Here is a 19,839-nt window from a genome sequence, read left to right as displayed (position 1 = left end):
CACTTATCTGCGCGTAGCTTTCCCTGCGTCAGGCCGACTTGGCCGTACAGCGCGAGCGATACCATGCGTGTTCTGGTTCTAGGGGCAGGCGTCATTGGCACCACGACGGCGTGGTACCTCAATCAGGCCGGACACGAGGTGACGGTCGTGGATCGCCTGTCCGGCCCTGCGCTGGAAACCAGCTATGCCAATGCGGGCCAGATTTCGCCGGGCTATTCCGCACCGTGGGCCGCGCCGAACATCCCGACCAAGGCGGTGAAATGGCTGTTGATGCGCCATGCGCCCTTGATCCTGCACACCCGTTTTGATCCGGCCATGATCCGCTGGACGCTGCAGATGCTGCGTAACTGCACCCCTGCCCGCTATGCGGTGAACAAGGGCCGGATGGTGCGTCTGGCTGAATACGCCCGCGACGAGCTGGACCAACTGCGCCAGAAAACAGGCATCCAGTACGACGGCCGCCAGCAAGGCACGCTGCAACTGTTCCGCACCGAAAAACAGTTGAAGGACGCGCACAAAGACGTCTCGGTCCTGCAATCCGAGGGCGTGCCGTATGAACTGCTGGACCCCGAGGGCTGCCGCCGTGCAGAGCCGGGTCTGGCCTTCTCGGACGTGCCCTATGTCGGTGCATTGCGCCTGCCGGGGGACGAGACGGGCGATTGCCGCATGTTCACCCAGACCCTTGCTAAAATGGCCGAGGCGGCGGGCGTCACCTTCCGCTGGAACGAGACCATCAAGGCCATCCACCATGAAGGCGACCGGATCGCCACCGTCCTGACGGACAAGGATGCGCTGGAAGCCGATGCCTATGTGCTGGCGCTCGGCTCGTGGTCGCCACCGATGGTCAGGGCGCTGGACCTGAAACTGCCGGTCTATCCGGTGAAGGGCTATTCCATCACCGCCAACATCGTCGATGAGACCCGCGCCCCCGTCTCGACCGTGATGGACGAAAGCTACAAGGTCGCCATCACCCGTCTGGGCACCCGTATCCGCGTGGGCGGCATGGCCGAGTTGAACGGCTTCAACAAAGACCTGTCGCCCAAGCGCCGCGCCACGCTGAACTATTCGGTCGGCAGCCTCTTCCCCGGGGCAGGCGATCTGGAAACGGCAGAGTTCTGGTGTGGCCTGCGCCCCAACACGCCCGACGGCACGCCGATTGTCGGCCCGACCAAGTACAGCAATCTCTGGTTGAACACCGGCCACGGCACCCTGGGCTGGACCATGTCGTGCGGTTCGGCCGCAGTGATTGCCGACATGATTTCGGGCAAGGCCCCCGCCATCGACACCCACGATCTGGGCCTGTCGCGCTACGGTCGATAAAGGCAGCACTTGACCGCCCGCGCGGTCAGGTGTTCACCCCGCCCTGTGAAAACTTCCGACTTCGATTTCGACCTGCCCGAGGACCGCATTGCCCTGCGGCCCGTATCCCCGCGTGACAGCGCGCGCTTCCTCGTCGTCAAGGACGGCACGCTGGAGGACCGCATCGTCCGCGACCTGCCGGACCTGCTGCAGCCGGGCGACGCTCTGGTGTTCAACGACACCCGCGTCATCCCTGCCCGCATGAGCGGCGTCCGCGAGCGCGTCGGTCCCGAAGGCGAAATCCTGAAGGTCGAGGTCGAGGCCACCCTGCACCACCGCGATGCCCCCGACGTCTGGTCCGCCTTCATGAAGCCGGGCAAGCGGCTGAAGGTCGGCGACCGCGTACGTTTCGGCACGGACACCGACCGCGCCTGCGAGATGGGAAGCGTCGACGCCACCATCGAGGCCAAGGGCGACGATGGCCTTGTGACCCTGAAGTTCGATCTGGCCGGACCGGCTCTGGACGACGCCATCCGCAATGTCGGCGTCATGCCCCTGCCGCCCTATATCGCGGCCAAGCGCCCCGAGGACGATCAGGACCAAAAGGACTATCAGACCGTCTATGCCCAGCATGACGGCTCGGTCGCAGCCCCGACGGCGGGCCTGCATTTCACGCCCGAACTACTGGCCGCTCTCAAGGCGCGTGGTGTCTCCACCCACGCCGTGACGCTGCACGTCGGCGCGGGCACCTTCCTGCCCGTGAAGGCCGACGACACCAAGGACCACAAGATGCACTCCGAATGGGGCACAGTGTCCGAGGAAACCGCCAACGCCTTGAACGAAGTCCATGCCAAGGGTGGCCGCATCGTCTGCGTCGGCACCACGTCTCTACGACTGCTGGAAAGCGCAACGGGTGAGGACGGCGTCATCCGCCCGTTCCACGACGACACCGCCATCTTCATCACGCCGGGCTATAAGTTCCGCGCCGTCGATGTGCTGATGACCAATTTCCACCTGCCGAAATCGACCCTGTTCATGCTGGTCAGCGCCTTCGCAGGGTTCGAGACGATGCACGCGGCCTATAAGCACGCCATCGAGAACGAGTACCGCTTTTATTCCTATGGTGACGGCAGCCTGCTGTTCAGGGCTGAATAGTTTCGATTACAGCGTTTTCTTCCGGGGCCGGAGCAGCTTATAGGAAGGCTATGCCTACGCACTACGATGACCTGCCCGAAGACCTCTCTGCCGCGCTCGACATTCTGGCCTCGGCGGCCAGTGAACTGCGCGATCCGTGGTGGGTGTTCGGCGGTGCTGCGATGGCGCTGAGCGGCCTGACGGAATGGCATGTGCCGGATGTGGACGTGTTGTGCAGCCCGCGCGATGCCAAGACCCTGATCGAGAGCCTGTATGGCGAAGTCAGCCCCGACCCCGGTGAAGGCATGTTCCGTTCGCGTGTGTTCGGTCAAATCCTGACCACGCCGGTTCCGGTCGAGGTCATGGCCGAGATGGAGGTCCGCAACGGTGGCGATTGGATCATGTTGACCTTCAATAGTCGTATCCCTGTGGCGGTTGACGGCGGACGCATCTATATCCCCTCCGTCGCCGAGCAGATTGAGACCTGCAAACTGTTTGGCCGCCCCAAGGACCTGCAACGCGCCGAACAGCTTCAGCGCCTGCTCTAACCGCGTAAGAACACTTTGCCTTTTCCGTTTGATATCAAGGCCACCGATGGCCGCGCCCGTACCGGCGTCCTGAAAACCGCACGCGGTGATATCCGCACGCCCGCCTTCATGCCCGTCGGCACCGCAGCCACGGTGAAGGCGCTGACGGTCGATCAGGTGAAACAGACGGGTGCCGATATCCTGCTGGGCAACACCTATCACCTGATGCTGCGCCCGGGACCGGAGCGTATGGAGCGTCTGGGCGGGCTGCATAAATTCATGCGCTGGGATAAGCCGATCCTGACGGACTCGGGCGGCTTTCAAGTCATGTCCCTGTCGGGCATTTCCAAGCTGACCGAAGAGGCTGTGACCTTTTCCAGCCATATCGACGGCTCCAAGCACGTTCTGACGCCGGAACGCTCGATCCAGATTCAGGCTGACCGCCTCGGCTCCGACATCGTCATGCAGCTGGACGAATGCGTCGCCTATCCCGCCGATGAAAAGCGCGCCCGCAAGGGTATGGAATTGTCGGCCCGCTGGGCTGTGCGTTCCAAGAACGCATTCGGTACGCGCGACACCCAAGCCCTGTTCGGCATCCAGCAGGGCTCGACCTATGAGAACCTGCGCAAGGAAAGCTCCGAGCGCCTGCAGGAAATCGGCTTTGACGGCTATGCCATCGGCGGCCTCGCCGTCGGTGAAGGCCACGAGGCCATGTGCGAAGTCCTCGACTACGCGCCGGAATTCCTGCCGAAAGACCGCCCCCGCTATCTGATGGGCGTGGGCAAGCCGATCGATCTGGTCGAGGCCGTCTATCGCGGCGTCGATATGTTTGACTGCGTGCTGCCGACCCGCGCTGGCCGTCATGGTCAGGCATGGACGTGGGACGGCCCGATCAACATCAAGAACGCCAAGTTCGCCGAGGATGAAAGCTCGCTGGACCCGATGGTCCCCTGCCCCGCCTCACAGGACTATAGCCGTGCCTATCTGCACCACCTGATCCGCGCCGACGAAATCCTCGGCAAGATCCTGCTGAGCTGGCACAACATCGCCTTCTTCCAGGCCCTGACCGCCGCCATGCGCGACGCCATCGAAAAGGGCGAGTTCGAACAGTTCCGCAGGGACTTCCGGGCCCGACATCTGAAGGCCTGATAGGCATAGCCAAGGGGAGCGCAATCCTCCCCTTTTTGCTGCCCGAAACCTGAGCCTGAATTTTTAGCAAAAGTGCCATCAAGAGCCGCAACGAATCACCGTTATTCCGGCTTACGAAGCACACGCTCAGGATGTATATATCCATTAGCCGGATATTTTACGCGCACTATGGGATATATATTCCATCCGCCATCTGCAATGCGGCCAAGTTTACCAAATTGCTGCACTGCACATAAATAACATTGCTATAGAAATAGTTGTTTTTTATTTAGTTATTCTAAATAGACGACCTTTTGTGACCGAAGTTAGGCTGAATTGCGGCGCGTAACATTACGCACGCATTTTGGGGGTGCCGTTCTCACGGCCTAACACGCAGGACACAGTGTCTGATGAGTAAGTTCGGAAAGGCCGTTTCGGCCTTGGCCATTGCCGTAGCCTTATCGGCATCCACAGCAGTTTCATTGCAGGCCCAAGAGCGCGAAGATCGCACGCTTCTGTCGTGGGATGAGCTGCACGCCATCATCAACGAAGCCTCGGGCGACCGCGCCCTGCACACCGTCCTTGAGGGTGCCCCCTTCCCCCGCATGCGCCCGCGTGAGGAGTATGAGTCCAACTTCCGTGAAAACCTGACGGTCGCGCGCCTTGCTCGCGAATACGGCCTGTCGGACGTCACCATCGAATCCTTCCCCACCCCGCGCGGATCGTGGCGTCCGATCAAGGGCGAGCTGTGGCTGCAGGGCGACCGCCCGCGCAAGCTCTATGACATCAACGACGTCATCATCTCGGTCGCGCCCAACAGCGAGTCCGGCGAGGTCGTCGCAGAAGTGATCGACGTCGGCGTCGGCGGCAGACCCGAAGACTACGAAGGTCTGGACCTGCGCGGCAAGGTCGTTCTGGGTACGGCAAACCCCAGCACCCTCCAGCGTCTGGCCGTGCTTGAACGTGGCGCGCTGGGCGTGATCAGCGCCAATGTGCTGCGTATCGAAAATCCGGACTTCATCATGGAGTCCAGCATTGCCAAGCCGCCGGCAGGCCAGTCCGCCGGCTTCGCCTGGGTAGTCTCCGCCACCGTCGGGCGCGAGCTCAGCACCAAGATCGGCCGTGGCGAGACGGTCACCATCCGCTCCGTCATTGAAGCCGAGGATCTGCCGGGCGAAATCGAGACCGTCCACGCCGTGATCCGTGGCGACGGCAGCACCGATCAAGCCATCATCTATTCGGCCCACCTGCACGAGGGCTACATCAAACAGGGTGCCAACGATAACTCGTCGGGCAGCGCCACCATCCTCGAGATGGCGCGCACCTATGCGGCCCTGATCGAGCAAGGCAAGCTGCCGCGTCCGCGTCGCGACGTGCACTTCCTGTGGGTGCCGGAAATCAGCGGCACCATGGCCTGGCTGGATGCCCACCCCGAGATCGAGGGCAAGGTCATCGCCGATATGAACTTCGACATGGAAGGCATCGGCCTGACCGCTGGCGGTGCCCAGTGGGTGCTGTACCGCACGCCGGACACCTTCCCGACCTATCTGAACGACGTCGGCCAGAGCGTCGGCGAGTGGCTGGCTGCCGTGAACACCGAGCGCGTCCGTTTCCGCGACAACGGCTATCAGTTCACCCTGCCGGTTCTGTCGCATAACGGCAGCCGCGATCCCTTCTATTTCGCGACCTCGAAACACTATGGGTCGAGCGACCACTCCATCTACCTGAACCGCGGCATTCCGGCGCTCATCTTCGCGACCTGGCCTGACCCCTGGTACCACTCGTCGGCAGACACGCCCGACAAGCTGGACCCGACCATGATGCGTCGCGCCGTCGTCGCGGGCGTCAGCGCCATGAGCGTTCTCGCCTCGGCAGACGATGAAGGTGCCGCCCGCGTCATGGCGGAATCGCTGGCTCGCGGTGTAGAGCGTCTGGGCTTCAACCAGCGCAAGGGCCTCGGCTATCTGGCCGACGCCAAGACGGGTGCCGAGCTGCTGGAAGCCTACCGTGAGGCCGCCAATGCGGTCACGCACCAGCAGGCTATCGAAAAGGCCGTCATCACCTCGACGAACGTCCTGTTCAACAATCCGACTGCCGCCGCACCGCGCCTGCGCGAGTTCACCAATCTGATCGACCAGCGCGCCAAGGTCCTGCAGGACGAGGTCACGGCCTTCTATCGTCTGCGTGCCAGCCAGCTTGGCGTCCGCGCCGTGGCCTACACCCCGACGGCAGCAGACCGCGAAGCCGCAAATCTGGTCGCCTCGCGCGTTCCGGGTGGCCAGATGTTCGGTCGCCGTGGCCGCAATGACGTCCTGTTCGCCAGCATTCCGGAAGCTGACCGCGCCGCAGTCATCGCCGGCTATGAGAAGCTGCCGCAGCATATGGCCGCCGAGCTGACCACCCTCCTGTCGCAAGGCAAGACGGTGCTCGAGATCCGGGACTTCCTGGCTGGCCAGTTCGATCCGCTGCCGACCCAGGACCTGCTGGATTACCTGAAGGCAGCCGAAAAGATCGGCGGGGTTAAGCTGACCCCGCGCCGATAAGTGACTGTGCGGGCCGTCGCTGGTTCCACCGGCGGCGGCCCGTTTCAGAGCGTTCCTCTCCGTTCCAAGAAAGTTCACTCATGAAGGCTTTATCCAATGTGTTGCCGCGCGGGCGCGCGCGGCTGATGCTGGGCACGATCATCGGCGGCACCCTGCTGCTGTCCGGCGCTCCTGCCATGGCGCAAGACGCATCGCCTGAAGAAGCGACCACCGTCGACGAAATCGTCGTTACCGGCTCGATCATCCGTCGCAGCAACGCCAACTCCACCTCGCCGCTGACCGTTCTGGCCGCAGAGGATCTGGAGCGCCGCGGCGTCACCACCGTGTCCGAGGCGCTGCAAACCCTCGCCGGTAACAACGCGGGCGCCCTGCCCGACACCTTCAGCGGCGCATTCGCTGCCGGTGCATCGGGTGCCTCGCTGCGTGGCCTTCTGGTGAACTCGACGCTGGTTCTGATCGACGGCCTGCGTGGTCCGTTCTATCCTCTGGCTGACGATGGCCAGCGTAACTTCGTTGACCTGAACTCCATCCCCAGCTCGACCATCGAGCGCATGGAAGTTCTGCAGGACGGCGCATCGTCGACCTACGGTGCCGACGCTATCGCCGGCGTGATCAACATCATCACCCGCAAGAACTACCAAGGCTTCACCGCCAAGGCCGAGTACGGCATCTCGGAATACGGTGACGGCAACTCGCCCAGCGTCTCGCTGCTGTGGGGTACCGGCGACCTGCACAAGGACGGCTGGAACTTCTACGCCAGTGCCGAGTACGAAAAGGACGATATGATCTGGAACCGCGACCGCGGTTACCCCTACAACACCGCCGATCTGAGCCGTACCTTCGGCTATGATGCCAACGGCAATATCGTCTATCGCACGAACAGCATCATCAACGGCGTTCAGGCCAACGGTGCCTTCCGCGGCGTTTCCACCGCGACCCAGATCGGTGCCATCGTCCGCCCGTATGACGAGACCAACACCACGGCTCAAGGCCCGTGGCAGCTTCTGGCTTCGAGCTGCCCGTCACCGTCAACGCCCTATACCTATTCGGCTGAAGAACTGGCCAAGGGTGGCATCACCAACGTCGCTCCGGGCACCACCCTGTGTCAGGTCGACCTGGTCAAACACTACCGCACCATCCAGCCGGAAAACGAGCGTCTGAGCTTCTCGGGCCGCCTGACCAAGTCGTTCCAGAGCGGCGCAGAAGGCTATATCGCGGCGAACTACTACCGCAACGAAACCAACCGCGTTGGCAACCCGAACCAGATCGCTCTGAGCGCCCCGCCGGCCGTTGGCGTGGAACGCTATATCGGTACCGCCCTGACCCTGCCGGTCTATCTGAAGGACGGCAGCCTGAACCCGCAAAACCCGTTTGCGGCCCAAGGTCAGGTCGCCCGCATCCTTGCGTCGACCTATGACATCCCGAACACCAGCACCCTGCTGAACGAGAACATCCGTTTCGCCGCAGGTCTGACCGGTTCGATCAACGACACCTGGGACTACAACCTCAACTTCACGGCCGGGCGCTCGACCCTCGACTACACCCGTCGTGGCTCGATCTATATCCAGCACCTGCTGGATGTGATTGCGGACGGTTCGTACAACTTCATCGACCAGACGCAGAACTCGCAGGAAGTCCGCAACTACCTGTCGCCGGACAACGTCCAGACCTCGGTCTCGGAAATCGTTCAGGCTGAAGCCAGCGTCTCGCGCGCCCTGTGGGAACTGCCGGGCGGTCCTCTGGCTATCGGTGCTGGCGTGTCGTGGCGTTGGGAGAGCATCGACAACCCGTCGGCCAACCCCTTCACCGACGGCCCGACCGAAGGCTGGCTGGGCATCAACTCCTTCTACTCGAAGGGTGATCGCAGCGTCACCGCCGGCTATTTCGAAATCGATGCTCCGGTTCACAAGCACGTCGAGCTGAACATCTCGGGCCGTTACGACAGCTATTCGACCGGCCAAAGCGCCTTCTCGCCCAAGGTCGGCGTCCGCTATCAGCCGCACGAAGCCATTGCCTTCCGTGCCACCTACTCCGAAGGCTTCCGCATTCCGAGTATCGCAGAAGGCAACTCGCAGGTGACCGGCTACGCAGGTCGCTCGGCTCCGGCCAGCTTCCTCGCCCTGCACGGCTATGACGGCTATGGCCAGAACTACTCGCTGGGCCTGACCACCGTGGGTAATCCGGACCTGAAGCCGGAAACCTCGGACAGCATCAACCTTGGCGTCGTGTTCACCCCGACCCACTGGCTGACGCTGAGCGTCGACCACTTCCGCATCAACAAGAACGACGTGATTGCCGGCGGTGACTCGGTTCCGGCTCTGGAAGCCTACTTCTCGGGCCAGCCGATCCCGCAAGGCTATACGGTCATTCCGGGCACACCGAACCCGAACAAGCCTGACCTGCTGCCGCTGCCGGGCTTCATCCTGTCGCCGTACCAGAACCTGAACCGTCTGGAGACCGAAGGGTTCGACTTCGCTGCGAACATCCGCTTCGATTTCGCCAACGGCATCCGCTGGACCAGCAACCTGTCGGCCACCTACATCGACCGCTTCGACCAGACCTTCCCGCAACCGGACGGCACGGTTCTGGTGCAAAGCTACGCGGACTCGGTCGGTCCGTGTAACGTCGGCGGCTGCCTCGGCACCCCGTCGTGGCGCGGCAACTGGCAGAACTCGATCGAGTACGGCAAGCTGGCTCTGACCGGCACCATCTACTACACCGCCGGCTATAACCTGCAGGCTGAAGACTATGGCGACACCATCGGCAAGTGCGTCGATGAAAACGGTCGCAGCGTCGCTTCGGTCAACGGTACCTATGCCGACGGTGTCACGCCGATCCTCTGCAAGACCGACGCCTTCGTGAAGATGGACCTGAACGCCAAGTATCAGATCAACGATACCTATCAGATCTATGGCACCATCATGAACCTGTTCGGGAATGATGCGCCGCTCGATACGGCAACCTATGGCGGTTACCAGTACCAGACCGCCTGGGCCCAATCGGGCGTCATCGGCCGCTACTTCAAGGTTGGCATCAAGGCCACCTTCTAAGAACGGCTGAACGATAGAAGTCGCCCATCCCTGCCATAGCCCCGCTATAGGTAAGGGATGGGCGATTTTTTGTAATTTTGGAGGGGTCGGCCAGTTCGGCCCGAGGGATGACCGGGATGAAATCCATTAAAAACCATGCCGCCAAGCGTTGGCTTGCCACCGGCAGCGCGCTGGCGATTGCGCTCACCATCATACCGTCGCTGTCGCACGCGTCGGCACAGGCCGTTAACCCGGCGCTGGTCACCGTGTCCGAACAGTCGGGCTTTGAGCGTACCGGCCGCTATGAGGAGATCGCCCGCCTGAACGCGGCGTTCGAGCAGGCCTATCCCGATGCGGTGCGCGCCATCACCTTTGGCACCAGTGCCGAGGGCCGCGCCATGCAGGCTCTGGTCGTTTCCCGCACGGGTGTTCTGACGGCTGAGGAAGCCAAGGCCCGCAACATTCCGGTCATTCTGGTTCAGGGCGGCATCCACGCGGGCGAGATCGACGGCAAGGACGCTGGCTATCTGGCCCTGCGCCAGATGCTGGACGGTGAGGCCGCCACGGGCGCTCTGGAAAAACAGGTCGTTGTCTTTGTGCCGATCTACAACGTCGACGGCCACGAGCGGTTTGGCGCGTGGAACCGCCCGAACCAGCGCGGCCCCGTCGAAATGGGCGTTCGCGCCACCGGCCAGAACTACAATCTGAACCGCGACTATGTGAAGGCCGACGCGCCCGAAACCCGCGCCATGTTGCGCCTGATCAATGAATGGGACCCGATCGTCTATACCGACCTGCACGTCACCAACGGCGCGCAGTTCGAGCATGACGTCTCGGTGCAGCTGGAACCGCTGGTTGCCGGCGACCCGGCTCTCGCCGCCCAAGGCCGCCGTCTGCAGACCGCGCTGATCGACCGTCTGTCGGCACAGGGCTCGCTGCCCCTGCCCTTCTATCCGACGCTGGCCCGCCGCGACGACCCGACCTCGGGCTTCGTCTATAATGTGTACGAGCCGCGCTATTCGACCGGCTATTCGGTGCTGCGCAACCGCTTCACCATCCTGCTCGAAACCCATTCGTGGAAGACCTATCCGGTCCGCGTGAACATCACGCGCAACTTCATCGTCGATCTGGTCGAAGAAACGGCGCAGCACGGCCAGAACTGGCTGCGCGAAGCCAAGGCCGCCGACCAGCGCGCCAGCCGCATGGCCGGTGACGAGGTCGTGCTGAGCTGGAAGGCGACCGAAGAGGCGCGGATGATCGATTTCCGCGGCTATGCCTATACCCGCACGCCCTCGGCGGTGACGGGCAATCTGCTGATCCGCTATGACGAGAACACGCCGCAGATCTGGCGCGTGCCGCTGCGCGAAAAGATGGTCCCCGATCTGACCGCTACCCTGCCCCAAGGCGGTTATGTAGTCGCACCGGCCTTTGCCGATCAGGTCGCAGCCCTGCTGGACCTGCACGCCATCAGCTACACCCGCCTGCAAGCCCCGCGTACCGGCTTTGCCACCGAGGCCTATCGTGCGGAGACGCTGAACTACGCGCCCGTGCCGGGTGAAGGCCGTCAGCGCCTGCGGACCACCGGATCGTGGAAGCCGGAAACCCGCGATCTGCCTGCCGGATCGCTCTATGTCCCCGCAGGACAGCCGGGTGCGCGTCTGGTCGGGGCCTTGTTCGAGCCAACCGCACCGGATTCCCTGCTGCAATGGGGCGAGTTCAACCTCGCCTTCCAGAACGGCAACTATATGGAAGCCTATGTGGCCGAGGACATCGCTCTGGAGCAACTGCGCGATCCGGCAGTGGCCGAAGCCTTTGCCCTGAAGCTGGCGCGGGAACCGGAGTTCGCCCGCGATCCGCGTGCGCGCATCGACTATTTCATCCGCAACCACTCGTTCTACAATCCGGATACTCGTTTGTATCCGGTCCTGCGGGTCGATACCGCACCTCAATAACCAGAACGGGGAGCCAATCGGCTCCCCGTTTTTCTTAGCGGCGGCGTAAGCCTGCGGGCGCGGCAGGCGGGGCGCAATTCTTTTGCTGGCCGATACCCTTCAGGAACGACCGGCGTTGCAGGCCTGCGCGAACGGCAGCCTGCACGGCCTGACTGTGCTGGTGCGCGCCGGTCAGGCGGCGGACCCATGAGCGGGCCGGAATGAAGTCCGTCACCGTGTCGCGCACGGCATCCAGCGTGGCATCGGCGGCCACACCTGCCACCTGATCGCTGGTCGATTCCTCGCCCTGTCCCGCATCCAGATCCGGCCCCAGCGCCTCGTCCAGACGGGCGATCTCGGCGGCGATGCTGGCACAGCGCCCCATGCCCGCCACGCTATAGGGCGCAGCGACCGCTTCATTCAGAACCGCAGGGATTTCCTGACGCACAATGTTCAGGTCTTCCAACGGGGCTTGGAGCGCCGACGGCAGGCCGGTCGAGACCTGTTCGGCCCCCTTTGACGCCGTTTCGGCAGTCATATCCGGCGAAAAGGTTGCGCACGCCCCCAGCGAGGCACTGGCAGCGATCGAGAGAACGAGAGTTTGGATTTTCATGCCACTCTAACCGCCTCCAACCGGAGCCGTTCCATAGCATTCGGTTCAGACACGCAAAAACACCCGCTCGTGATCAGCCGAGGGGCAACGCAAACCATATTTTCTGGGAAAGTGAACCACAGTGGTACGCCCCCTCGGGCTCGAACCGAGGACCCTCTGATTAAAAGTCAGATGCTCTAACCAACTGAGCTAGGGGCGCACACTGCGATTTCTAACACTTAACGATCAACTCCGCGAGCGGTTTGTAGATCGGTTTGTGTGAGGGCGGTTTCTGTTGGATTCCTTCACTGAGGTCAAGCCCAAGTTGAAGGCGGCATCGAAAATTTTGGCGAAATCCGCAAAATCCGCGTTCCGGCTGTGGGTAAGGCTATGTTCACGCCTGTAATTGCCACAATACAACGATTTACAAACCGCAGTTATACTCCGCATTTCCAATAGATTGCGGTCAATCAATGATATGGATTTCAGTCTTTCGATCAGCAGACTTTACTCCCGCACCATTTGGGAGAAATGGCTATTGGCAAGTGGTTCATGGCCTATTCATGCCGTGAGCCTCACTTAGCATTGGAACCCCCTGTTCACGCGCCGCGTTGGAAGTTCACTAGAGTTAAACCCATGAAAAATCGCATGTCCCATCTCCCTGCTACGCTCGCATTGGCCATGGTTGCTGCCTTGGCCGTCTCTGGCTGCGAGGCCCCGCAGCAGGAGCCTGACGAGGCCATGGTCGTCGAATCCGTCGAGGACGCCGAAGCTGTTGATGCGACCGAACAGGCCGCTCCGGTCGTAGCCGAGGTCGAAGAGAAGGCCGCCGAGCCCGCCCCGACCACCGAGGCCCTGCCGCCGTCGGAAAAGACTTCCGAAGAATCGGTCCAGCCGGAGAGCGAGACCCTCTTCTATTAATAGAAATAACGCGGCCGCCGTTGAGGCGGCCGCTGTTTCGTTATCGAGTTGAATGACCTGCGACAGCCGCCCGATGCGGATATCGCAGGCTTTAGTGCGAAAGGTCGCAATGACTGGTCGTTCGGGCATTTTTCTTTCTGGCGTGGCTGCCTGCGCCCTCATCGCGATGGCTGCCCCGTCCTTCGCGGCCACTCCCCGTGCGACCTTCACCCTTCGCGCTGCGCCCGGTCAGGATCTGGACGATCTGGAATCGCGCCTGCGCCAAGCCATTGGCGAAGCGTCCGAGCGTGAACTGGCGACCACCTCGCGCCAGCGGGCCAGCGTAGAGCGCGCGATTGAACTGGCCGAGGACCTGCTGCGGTCCGAAGGCTATTACGGCGGCTGGGTCGAGGTCGATTCCTCAGCAGACGCTGCTGACGAGGACTCCGTCCAGATCAACCGCAATCTGGTGATCACGCCCGGCACCCGTTTCACGATTGAAAACCCGACGATCGAGTGGCGGGCCACGCGCGGTTTCCGCCCTGTCGCCGTTGAAGAGCCCGCGACCGAAGACGGTCTCGTGCGCACCGCTCCGGTCGAAGAATCCGAGGCATCGCCGGTTCCTGTCCGCGAGGATCGCGACGTTGTGGACAACGCCTTCAAGGCCATGAACCTGCCCGATGGGGCCCCCGGACGGGCCGCTGACATCATTGCCGCCGAGAGCCGCGTGGTGACGTCGCTGCGTAATGACGGCTTTGCCGACGCTCGTGCGCTGGATCGGCAAGTCGACGTGGTGCACCCCGCTTCGGAATCGGACGTCGATACCATCAGCGACGATGACGCCCCCCTCGCCGACGAACTGCCGGAACAGATCAGGGAGCAGATTGAGCAGGAAATCCGCGACGGCTTTGTCAGCGACATCGCCCCGACCGCGCCGATCGAAGTAGATGCCGCCGGACAGGTCACAGCCGCCCTGCCCGACCCTTCGCAGAAATACGCCAACCACCCCGGCAATGTGGTGATCCCTACACTGCGTATCGTGCCGGGCCAGTTGGTGCGTATGCACGAGCGGATTCTGTTAAACCCGCACCTGACCACCGTTGCCGCAGCATCGACCGACGACGCCGAGGTTCGCCCACGCGAGGCCACCCGCACCCACCAGTGGTGGGTCCAGCGACTGGTGACGTGGGATGAGGGTGAAATCTATGATCCCGCCCTGCTGGCCGAGCTGGAAAAGGACCTGACGGACACGGGCGTCTACAATACCGCGACCGTCACCCTGCAGGACCGCCGCACCGCCCGCGAGGAAGACCCGACCGGCCTGCGCAATGTCGTGGTGACGCTGGTGGACCGCGACCACAAGCTGCTGGAAGCCGGTGCGTCCTATGCCACCACTGACGGCATCGGTCTGGATATCTTCCGCACCCACTTCAACCGCTTTGGTCGCGCCGATACCCTGCGCTACGGCCTGCGCCTTGCCGATATCGACAGCCGCATCGGCGGTGAATGGACGCGCCCGCATTTCCGCAAGCGCGGTCGCACCATTTCCTTCAGCGGCTATGCCATCAACGAGATCACCGATGCCTATGAACGTCAGGCCCTTAGCTTTGACGCCGACGTGTCGCAGCGTCGTGGCAAGGACATGTGGTTCTCGGTCGGGGCGGGTCTGGATGCGGGCCGCTATATCGAGGTCCGCTATGACCCGATTACCCAACAAGCCATCGACTTCGACCGTGATCTGGTGATCGCCACCCTGCGCGCCAGTGCCCGTATCGACCGCTCGAACAATCCTCTCGATCCCACGGAAGGTTGGCGAGCCAGCCTTTCGCTGCAGCCCACCGCGGTGACGGGTGAGGACACCGTCTTCTTCCTGCGCGGCGTCGCAGACGGCAGCGCCTATGTCGGCTTTGGCGAGAATGACCAGACCGTGCTGGCTGGCCGCGTCAAGATCGGCTCCATCATCGGTGGTGACGAGCTGATCATTCCATCGGCCCGCCTGATGTATTCCGGCGGCGGCGGCTCGGTGCGCGGCTACTCCTTCCAGAGCATCAACCCGCGCCTGCCCGACAATACCCCCCGCGGCGGTATGAGCCTGTTTGAAACCTCTCTGGAGGTGCGCCGCGATGTTGGCCGCAACTGGCAGGCGGTGGGCTTTATCGACGCCGGCGCTGTCGGCTTTCAGGAAACCCCGAACCTCAGCAACATGCGTTACGGCGCGGGCGTGGGCGTTCGATACAAGCTGCCGTTCGGCCCGATCCGCGCCGATGTGGCCTTCCCGCTGAATAAGCGCGAAGGTGACGGCGACTTCCAACTCTACATCAGCATCGGCCAGTCGTTTTGACCGAGACCCCTACACCGCCCGAGCCTGAAACCCACAACGACGACGCCGTCGAAACCACGCCTGCGGAACGCAAGAAAAAGGCGCGCCGCAAGCGATCCCTGCTGCGCACCACCGCCATGGTGGCCGGCATCGGCATCGGGTCGATCATCGGTCTGGGCGTGGTGGCTCTGGTCGGGGGGCGTTACTACCTCCTGTCCGATTCCGGCCGCGCGCTGGTGACCAGCTTCATCGCGGGCAAGAAGATCGGGCGCTACGGGGCGATCAATGTCGAGGGGGTCAAGGGCGACCTATTCGACGATTTCACCATTTCCAAGGTAACGGTGACCGATATCGACGGCGTCTGGCTGGAGGCCAATGATGTTCGCGTCGACTGGTCCTATTGGCCGCTGCTGTTCCGCAAATTCCACGCGGACGAGATTTCCGCCAAGAACATCCGCGTCATCCGCCGCCCTGTCGTCGAGCCGCCGACCGAACCGGGCGGCCCGATGCCGATCAGCGTCGAGATCGATAAATTCGCCACCGATATCGAACTCATGGAGGATTTCTCCAAGGAGTATGGTCGCTGGCGGCTGAGCGGTGATGCCAACATCCCGCGTAATGGGGCCAAGAAGGTCAATGTCGACGCGCAGAGCCTGAACCGCCCCGGCGACTTCCTGAAGCTGGCCGCCAGCATCGGCGACAAACCCGAAGACCTGCGCCTGAACCTGCAAGCCAATGAGGCGCAGGGCGGCCCGCTGGCCGGTGCGCTGGGTTATTCGCCGGACAAGCCGTTCTCGGCTGTGGCTATTGTCGATGGACGTCAGGCCAATGTCACCATGCGTACCGGCGAGTTTACGCCCCTGTACGTGCGTGGTCGGTTCTCGGACGCGGGATCGCGGCTGTCCGGCTATATGGACTTCTCCGGCTCCGACCTGTTGGCGCCGTTCGTCGATCGCGTAGGCCGCACCGCGCGTGTCGGCTTTGCCGCCGTTCCCGACAAGGCCCGCGAGGGCGTCCAGCACATCGGCTGGCGTCTGCTGTCAGACAATGTCCAGTCCAGCGCCGATGGTATCGTCACCACCAAGGACGGGTTCTCTGCTGAGAACCTGAAACTGGAAGTGCACACCCAGTCAGTGTCACGCCTTGCGGGCACACGCGTGGCCGATGCGGCCAGCTACGAGGGTGTGTTCAACGGTACGGCGACCGACTTCGACCTCAAGGGCAATATTGCCCTGAACAATGCCGAACTGGCCGAATACCGCATGGCCCGCCTCTCCGGTCCGCTGAATCTTGAAGGCAAGAAGGGCGACTATACCCTAAGCGGTCGCTTGCAAGCGCAGGGCGCGTCCCACGACGGCATGCTGGGCGGGTTGCTGGGAGCTTCCCCCGTTCTCGAAGCCACCATTTCGCGTTTGAAGGATGGGGCCATCCTGCTGCGCAATGTCGATCTGCAGGGTCAGGCGGCGCGCCTCAAGGGCTCCGGCAGCCGTAACCTGTTGGGCGGTATGAGCTTTGCGGGCGATATCGACCTCAAGGATATTTCCAAGCTGCACGCCGGTGCTTCGGGCCGTTTCAGCGGCCGTATCTCTGCCCGCTCTGACCGTGCCCGTGCCCCGTGGGCGCTTTCACTGGACGGTCGCGGCGCAGGATTGCGGACAGGACAGGCCGAAGTGGACCGCCTGTTGGGACAGCGCCCGTCGCTGAAGCTCGTGGGTCTGCTGAACCAAGGCGTGATCTCCATCACCGAGGGTCGCCTTAAGGGCGATCAGGCCGACGTCTCGGCCAAGGGCCAGATCAAGGGCGGAAACCTTGCTCTAAATCTCGACTGGAAGGCCAACGGCCCGTTCGGCATCGGTCCCATCGAGATTCCGGAAAACATGGACGGCACCGGCGCCATTACCGGCAGCCTGAACCACCCCATCGCAGACCTGACCGCCCAGTTCCGCCAGATCAAACTGGGCGAGGTCGCCGTCAACAATGCCACGCTCGGCCTGCGCTTCGCCAAGCTGGATAATGGCGCGGACGGTATGGTCAATCTGCGCGGCAACCTTGGCAACCAAGCCGCCTATGCCCGCAGCCATTTCGCCTTTGCGGGCAAGGGCATCAACCTGACCAACGTCAGCGTGAACGCCGGTGGCATTCGCGTTGCGGGTAATGTGGCCCTGTCCAACCTTGTCCCCTCGACCGCAGATCTGGGCTTTACCGTCCGGCCGGGTGCCTTTGTCCGCAGTGGCTGGGCCAACGGCACGATCAAGCTGACGGATTCCGCCGCGGGCGGCACGGGCAATATCAATATTCAGGGTGCCAATCTGCGGCTGGTCGGCGTGGACATGCCGATCGAGCGGGTCGACATCAAGGCCAATGGCAGCCTGAATGCCCTCACCTTCGACACCCTGTCGCTACGCACCGGCGGGGCATCCCCCATTGCGGTGGCAGGCAACGGCACCCGATACAGCCGAGACGGCGATACCCACCGCCTCGCCCCTGTGGGCAGCGTCACCACGCGCGGCATAACCGCCGCCTTCGGCGCGAAAGACTGGTTGCAGCTAACGAACGGCAAGCTGGCCGCCAGCTCCCTGCTGACTTTGTCACGCGGGCGTTCGGCATCCGGTACGGCAGCGATCGAGCTGAACACTGAGGAAGCCGCGCTGGGCGGACGTAACCACAACCTTCGCCTCGACCTGAACAACGTGCCGATGGCCGTCCTCAACCCCGATCTTCTGGGGACTATGTCGGGCAAACTGGGCTTCGCAGACCTCAACGGCCGCAATTTCGCGACCGTTGGCGAGAACAGCCTCGACGTCGCCGACGTCAGGCAGCGTGGCGGCAACGATGCAGCCATCTCCGGTTCCATCAGGCCGACGCTGGTGGCTGACACCCTTACCCTTGCTGTGGTCGGCAAGGTCGGCAACGACGTCCCGCTGGAAGCCAATGTGTCTGTGCCCGTGATCAATCAGGCGTCCCCATTCAAACTGGGCGTCAATCAGGCGGGCCAGCTTGGTGGTAAAGTCAAACTCAATGGCAATATCGCGCCGCTCTGGAACGTTTACGACGGTATCGACCGTATCGTGACGGGTCGGGTCGACGCCGAGCTCGCTCTCGGTGGGACGCCCGCCAAACCGACGATCGGCGGCCCCATCACGCTGACCGACGGTACCTTCCTGGACAAGGGCACTGGCTCCGAACTTCGCAACATCCAGCTTGAATCCTACGTCTCTCAGGATGGAGTGGCTGTTCACTGGCTTACCGCTAACGACAGCGGTAGCGGTACGGTTTGTGCTGCTGGCTACGTACGGTTCAATGCCGACTTTATCGCCATGCAACCGTCAGGCTCAACCCCCGCTCCTGCCTGTATCCGCGAACTGCGCACGGGATCGGGTTCAACGGGTAATCTGGCGCTCAAGATCGACAATTTCCGTGTCGTGAAGACAAGGGAAGTGAACATCGTCGCCTCCGGGCAACTGAACGCGACCCATGATGGCCGTGCAGCCCGATTGGTCGGTACGCTGAACATCGATGAAGCGGTTCTCGAGCCGAACTTCCCGGCCAGCACTGGCATCACGCGCATGAACGTGACCGAGTACAACCGCCCTGCCCGCTTGGGTCCGCCGCGCAATGCGTCCGCTGCCACCGCGCCGCGTCCTGCAGCCGAGGCAAATACGCCGCGTCGTGGTCGTAACCCAGCCGATGTGCCGATCCTGCTGGATGTGACGCTGAGCACCGAAGACATTCGCGTGAAGGGCCGTGGTCTAGACCTGCAACTGGAAACCAATGCCAAGGTCACAGGTCGCCTGACCAACCCCACCCTGACCGGTCAGGCCGAGGTGATCCGCGGCACGTACGAGTTCGGCGGCAAACGCTTTGTCTTCGATCCCGCTGGCCGCGTCACCCTGGACACCGATCCCAGCCGTATCCGTCTGAACCTGCGCGCCACGCGTGAGGATGCGGACATCACGGCCATCATCAATGTCACGGGCACGGCAGCCAGCCCGCGCATCGCGCTCAGCTCCGAGCCTGAACTGCCGCAGGATGAAATCCTCGCCCGCGTCCTGTTCGGTCGCTCTGTCACCCAGCTGTCGGCTCTGGAAGCCGCTCAGCTGGCGTCCAGCGTGGCCTCTCTGGCGGGCGGCGGCGGCTTTGACGTCCTTGGCCAGCTGCGTGAACTGGCCGGCCTCGACAGCCTGTCGTTCAGCGGCGACGGGGCGAACCTGATGGTCTCGGGCGGTCGCCGCATCAGCGAGAACGTCTTCCTCGAAGTCCTCAGCGGCGGCGAAGACGGTCCGGCGGTGAATGTGGAATGGCAGGTCCGCCGCAATGTGGCCGTCAGCTCTCGCGTCACGGGCGATGGCAATGCCATCATCTCCGTCCGCTGGCGAAAGACCAGCCGATAGCAAAAAGGCCGGACGCAATGTCCGGCCTTTTCTTTTTCTATTTCA

11 protein-coding genes and 1 tRNA gene are annotated in these 19,839 nt (G+C 62.8%); 10 read left to right on the top strand and 2 right to left on the bottom strand.

Annotated elements, in window-relative coordinates; genetic code table 11:
* The first annotated feature begins 63 nt into the window (after positions 1 to 63).
* From Q0Y42_RS02045 to Q0Y42_RS02015, 7 genes are all read left to right on the top strand, one after another.
* Complete coding sequence (locus tag Q0Y42_RS02045; RefSeq protein WP_297799611.1) at positions 64 to 1,320, top strand: D-amino acid dehydrogenase; 1,257 nt, start codon at positions 64 to 66, stop codon at positions 1,318 to 1,320.
* 45 nt (positions 1,321 to 1,365) lie between these two features.
* A complete protein-coding gene (queA, locus tag Q0Y42_RS02040) occupies positions 1,366 to 2,454 on the top strand; it encodes a tRNA preQ1(34) S-adenosylmethionine ribosyltransferase-isomerase QueA (RefSeq protein WP_297799609.1) in 1,089 nt (362 codons plus the stop codon).
* A gap of 50 nt (positions 2,455 to 2,504) precedes the next feature.
* Positions 2,505 to 2,981, top strand: a complete 477-nt coding sequence (locus Q0Y42_RS02035; protein WP_297799607.1) for a hypothetical protein — start codon at positions 2,505 to 2,507, stop codon at positions 2,979 to 2,981.
* A gap of 15 nt (positions 2,982 to 2,996) precedes the next feature.
* Positions 2,997 to 4,109 carry a tRNA guanosine(34) transglycosylase Tgt gene (gene tgt / locus Q0Y42_RS02030; RefSeq protein WP_297799605.1) on the top strand — a complete coding sequence of 371 codons (1,113 nt, stop codon included), beginning with the start codon at positions 2,997 to 2,999 and terminating at the stop codon, positions 4,107 to 4,109.
* Between the two features lie 389 nt (positions 4,110 to 4,498).
* A complete protein-coding gene (locus Q0Y42_RS02025) occupies positions 4,499 to 6,631 on the top strand; it encodes a M28 family peptidase (RefSeq protein ID WP_297799603.1) in 2,133 nt (710 codons plus the stop codon).
* 80 nt (positions 6,632 to 6,711) lie between these two features.
* Complete coding sequence (locus Q0Y42_RS02020) at positions 6,712 to 9,681, top strand: TonB-dependent receptor (protein ID WP_297799601.1); 2,970 nt, start codon at positions 6,712 to 6,714, stop codon at positions 9,679 to 9,681.
* A gap of 116 nt (positions 9,682 to 9,797) precedes the next feature.
* Positions 9,798 to 11,612, top strand: a complete 1,815-nt coding sequence (locus Q0Y42_RS02015; protein WP_297799599.1) for a M14 family metallopeptidase — start codon at positions 9,798 to 9,800, stop codon at positions 11,610 to 11,612.
* Positions 11,613 to 11,646: 34 nt separating this feature from the next.
* Here Q0Y42_RS02015 and Q0Y42_RS02010 read toward each other — a convergent pair whose 3' ends face one another.
* Positions 11,647 to 12,204 (bottom strand): hypothetical protein, encoded by a 558-nt coding sequence (locus Q0Y42_RS02010; RefSeq protein WP_297799597.1) that lies wholly within the window; start codon positions 12,202 to 12,204, stop codon positions 11,647 to 11,649.
* Positions 12,205 to 12,326: 122 nt separating this feature from the next.
* Positions 12,327 to 12,403 (bottom strand) — tRNA-Lys (locus tag Q0Y42_RS02005).
* Positions 12,404 to 12,831: 428 nt separating this feature from the next.
* On the opposite strand from Q0Y42_RS02005, the gene Q0Y42_RS02000 reads away from it, so the two are divergent.
* The 3 genes from Q0Y42_RS02000 to Q0Y42_RS01990 all read left to right on the top strand — a co-directional run bounded on the left by Q0Y42_RS02000 (position 12,832) and on the right by Q0Y42_RS01990 (position 19,794).
* Complete coding sequence (locus tag Q0Y42_RS02000; protein WP_297799595.1) at positions 12,832 to 13,104, top strand: hypothetical protein; 273 nt, start codon at positions 12,832 to 12,834, stop codon at positions 13,102 to 13,104.
* A gap of 109 nt (positions 13,105 to 13,213) precedes the next feature.
* Positions 13,214 to 15,424 (top strand): BamA/TamA family outer membrane protein, encoded by a 2,211-nt coding sequence (locus Q0Y42_RS01995; protein WP_297799593.1) that lies wholly within the window; start codon positions 13,214 to 13,216, stop codon positions 15,422 to 15,424.
* Positions 15,421 to 19,794, top strand: coding sequence for a translocation/assembly module TamB domain-containing protein (locus Q0Y42_RS01990; protein ID WP_297799592.1), 4,374 nt, complete (start codon positions 15,421 to 15,423; stop codon positions 19,792 to 19,794). Before Q0Y42_RS01995 ends, Q0Y42_RS01990 begins: the two co-directional genes overlap by 4 nt.
* Positions 19,795 to 19,839: the final 45 nt, after the last annotated feature.

Source organism: uncultured Brevundimonas sp. (genome assembly GCF_947305955.1).
In the GTDB taxonomy this organism is placed as follows: Bacteria; Pseudomonadota; Alphaproteobacteria; order Caulobacterales; family Caulobacteraceae; genus Brevundimonas.
This window is presented reverse-complemented; position numbering and strand designations above follow the sequence as displayed.

Excerpts from the sequence above, each read along its gene's own strand:
- Q0Y42_RS02045 (WP_297799611.1), top strand. The coding sequence starts at position 64 with ATGCGTGTTCTGGTTCTAGGGGCAGGCGTCATTGGCACCACGACGGCG.
- Q0Y42_RS02035 (WP_297799607.1), top strand. The coding sequence starts at position 2,505 with ATGCCTACGCACTACGATGACCTGCCCGAAGACCTCTCTGCCGCGCTC.
- Q0Y42_RS02025 (WP_297799603.1), top strand. The coding sequence starts at position 4,499 with ATGAGTAAGTTCGGAAAGGCCGTTTCGGCCTTGGCCATTGCCGTAGCC.
- Q0Y42_RS02020 (WP_297799601.1), top strand. The coding sequence starts at position 6,712 with ATGAAGGCTTTATCCAATGTGTTGCCGCGCGGGCGCGCGCGGCTGATG.
- Q0Y42_RS02015 (WP_297799599.1), top strand. The coding sequence starts at position 9,798 with ATGAAATCCATTAAAAACCATGCCGCCAAGCGTTGGCTTGCCACCGGC.
- Q0Y42_RS02010 (WP_297799597.1), bottom strand. The coding sequence starts at position 12,204 with ATGAAAATCCAAACTCTCGTTCTCTCGATCGCTGCCAGTGCCTCGCTG.
- Q0Y42_RS02000 (WP_297799595.1), top strand. The coding sequence starts at position 12,832 with ATGTCCCATCTCCCTGCTACGCTCGCATTGGCCATGGTTGCTGCCTTG.
- Q0Y42_RS01995 (WP_297799593.1), top strand. The coding sequence starts at position 13,214 with ATGACTGGTCGTTCGGGCATTTTTCTTTCTGGCGTGGCTGCCTGCGCC.